Here is a 2,740-nt window from a genome sequence, read left to right as displayed (position 1 = left end):
ACATCCTCGCGACCCACCTGGCCAGCAGTGCGGTGGACCCGGCTCGTGAGGCCGCCGACGCCGGCCGCACCTTCGGTGGGCTCGCCGCGCCGGCGGGGGAGCGGCCCGGGTCCCTCTCCGCCGCTGCGCACCTCGTCGTCGACACGCTCTCCGGCATGGGCTTCGAGTCCCGCCCGGCGGTCGAGGGGGAGCGGGCGCGCATCGACGTCACCGCGTGTCCGTTCCTCGAGGTGGCCACACAGCACCTCGACGTCGTGTGCGCGGTCCATCGCGGCCTCATGGAGGGCCTGCTCGAGCGCGTCGGGGCACCCGTGGACGTCGAGAGCCTCGAGCCGCTCGTGGGGCCGAGCCACTGCGTTGCCCGTCTCGCCCGGCGCAGTCGCCGCGCGGGGGCAGAGGTGCGACGGCCCTGCCCGGCCCCCGCACGCTAGGTTTGCGATGTGCAGATCGCCATCACCGGTTCCATCGCCACCGACCACCTGATGACCTTCGAGGGACTCTTCGCGGACTCCCTGGTTGTCGAGCAGCTGGACAAGATCTCGCTCTCCTTCCTCACCGAGGACCTCCAGGTCCGTCGTGGTGGGGTGGCGGCGAACATCGCCTTCGGCATGGCGACGCTCGGACAGCGGCCCATCCTCGTGGGCGCGGTGGGCGAGGACTTCACCGACTACCGCTCGTGGCTCGAGCGGCATGGCGTCGACTGCGCCTCGGTCCACTACTCGCAGTCCCAGCACACGGCACGCTTCATCTGCACGACCGATCGGGACATGGCCCAGATCGCCACGTTCTACGCCGGCGCCATGACGGAGGCGCGAGACATCGAGCTCGGGCCGGTCGCGGACCGCGTCGGTGGGCTCGACCTCGTCGTCATCGGCGCCAACGACCCCGTCGCGATGCAGCGTCACACGGATGAGTGCCGCACGCGGGGCATCCCCTTCGCGGCGGACCCGTCCCAGCAGCTGGCCTTCCTCGACGGCGAGGGCATCCGGGGTCTCATCGACGGCGCCGAGTACCTCCTGACCAACGAGTACGAGGCGGGGATCGCCTGCCAGAAGACCGGCTGGAGCGAGGAGGAGCTCGCCGCCCGGGTTCGCGTCCAGGTCAAGACCCAGGGCAAGCACGGCGTCACCGTCCGGGTCCGCGGCGAGGAGCCGATCCACATCGGCGCTGCCCGCGAGGTCCGCAAGGCTGACCCAACGGGCGTCGGAGACGCCTTCCGCGCGGGATTCCTCACCGGCCTGGCGTCGAAGCTGCCGGTCCAGCGGTGCGCCGAGCTCGGTGCGATGCTCGCGACGTACGTCATCGAGACGGTCGGGACGCAGGAGTACTCCCTGAGGAAGGGCGGCTTCCTCGACCGCCTCGCGGACGCGTACGGCGACGAGTCGGCCGCGGAGATCGGCCCGCACATCGACTGCGAGCGACCCTGATCCGCGGCTGTGCCGACACCGCCGCCGCCCACCCCGTGGGACTTCGACCTCGACCGGGTGCCTCCCGGCGAGGACCTCATCGGGATCGGCGCCGACCTCGCCGTCGCGACGCTCTACGAGGCCTACACCGTCGGCGCCTTCCCGATGGGGATCGGCGACCACGGGGGTGATCCGCTGGGCTGGTGGTCGCCGGACCCTCGGGGGATCCTGCGGCTCGGCGACCTCAAGGTGAGCAGGTCACTGCGCAAGTCGCTCGCTCGTTTCGAGGTGCGGGTGGACACGGCCTTCGAGCAGGTGCTGCTCGCCTGCGCCGACCCGCGACGCAGCGGGCGCTGGATCACCCCGCAGATCGTCGAGGCCTACCTTCGAATGCACGAGGTCGGCTGGGCGCACTCCATCGAGACGTGGCAGGAGGACCGGCTCGTCGGCGGTCTCTACGGGGTCGCCATCGGCGGTCTCTTCGCGGGCGAGTCGATGTTCCACCTCGTGCGGGACGCCTCGAAGGTCGCGCTCGTGGGGTTGCACGGCCTGCTGGCCGAGGACTGCGACGCGCGCCGGCTGGTCGACGTCCAGTGGCGCACCGATCACCTGGCCACGCTCGGCGTCACGGAGGTGGCGAGGAACGAGTACCGACGCCTGCTCGCCACGGCCTTGGAGGCGCCGCTGCCCGCCATGTGGGCTTGACGGCCGTAACGGCTACGTCGTCACCTGCTCGTTCTGCTCGATGAGCTCCACCACATAGACGGTGTGGTCCCGGGACGGGCGCTGCTCGACGAAGTGGTGTCCCCGCATCCGGCACCAGGCCGGAATGTCGTGGGCCGCGGCGGGATCGGTGGCCAGGACCAGCACCCGATGTGCGGTCGGGTGCTCGGCGGCGTGGCGTGCGAGGTCGATCACGGGTATCGGGCACCGTTTGCCGCGGGCGTCCACGACGTCCTCGCCTGGTCCGGGATCCGACCCGCCGCCGGTCACAGCCCGGCCACTCCGAGCTCGCCGCGGACCGCCTCGATCGTCGGGCCGAGACTCGCGCAGAAAACGTCGACGTCATCGGCGCGGCCCGTGCTCACCGCTCGCAGCGGGAGCGTCAGCCGGACGTTCCCGTGGGTCAGGGTTCCCATGGCGGCGAGGACATGGCTCGGCTCGAGGGTGCTGGAGGTGCACGCCGAACCGCTCGCCACGGCCAGGCCCTGGCGATCGAGCGCGCCGACGAGGGCCTCGCCATCGACGAAGAGGCTGGAGAAGGTCACCACGTGCGGCATCCGGTCCACGGGATCGCCGACGACCTCGGTGTCCGGTACTGCTGAGGCGGCGGC

Annotated in this window: 5 protein-coding genes; 3 read left to right on the top strand and 2 right to left on the bottom strand. The window is 71.5% G+C overall.

Annotated features, from left to right (window positions below; all coding sequences use genetic code 11):
* The 3 genes from VIR15_RS09165 to aat form a co-directional block, all read left to right on the top strand.
* A partial coding sequence (locus VIR15_RS09165) for a helix-turn-helix domain-containing protein (protein ID WP_524538095.1) occupies window positions 1-431 on the top strand: 431 nt, incomplete at its 5' end.
* A gap of 9 nt (window positions 432-440) precedes the next feature.
* Window positions 441-1,427, top strand: a complete 987-nt coding sequence (locus VIR15_RS09160) for a carbohydrate kinase family protein (protein WP_331927169.1) — start codon at window positions 441-443, stop codon at window positions 1,425-1,427.
* Between the two features lie 9 nt (window positions 1,428-1,436).
* Complete coding sequence (aat, locus tag VIR15_RS09155; protein WP_331927168.1) at window positions 1,437-2,111, top strand: leucyl/phenylalanyl-tRNA--protein transferase; 675 nt, start codon at window positions 1,437-1,439, stop codon at window positions 2,109-2,111.
* 12 nt (window positions 2,112-2,123) lie between these two features.
* On the opposite strand, the gene VIR15_RS09150 is transcribed toward aat, so the two are convergent.
* Both VIR15_RS09150 and VIR15_RS09145 read right to left on the bottom strand, forming a co-directional pair.
* On the bottom strand, window positions 2,124-2,357 hold the full coding sequence (locus VIR15_RS09150; protein WP_331927170.1) for a sulfurtransferase TusA family protein: 234 nt from the start codon (window positions 2,355-2,357) through the stop codon (window positions 2,124-2,126).
* Between the two features lie 38 nt (window positions 2,358-2,395).
* Window positions 2,396-2,740 (bottom strand): aminotransferase class V-fold PLP-dependent enzyme (locus tag VIR15_RS09145; protein ID WP_331927167.1); only part of this gene is annotated, 345 nt, incomplete at its 5' end.

Source organism: Intrasporangium sp., from assembly GCF_036566125.1.
Lineage (GTDB): Bacteria > Actinomycetota > Actinomycetes > Actinomycetales > Dermatophilaceae > Intrasporangium.
The sequence above is the reverse complement of the archived record's forward strand: the minus strand, read 5'-3'. Positions and strand labels throughout refer to the sequence as shown.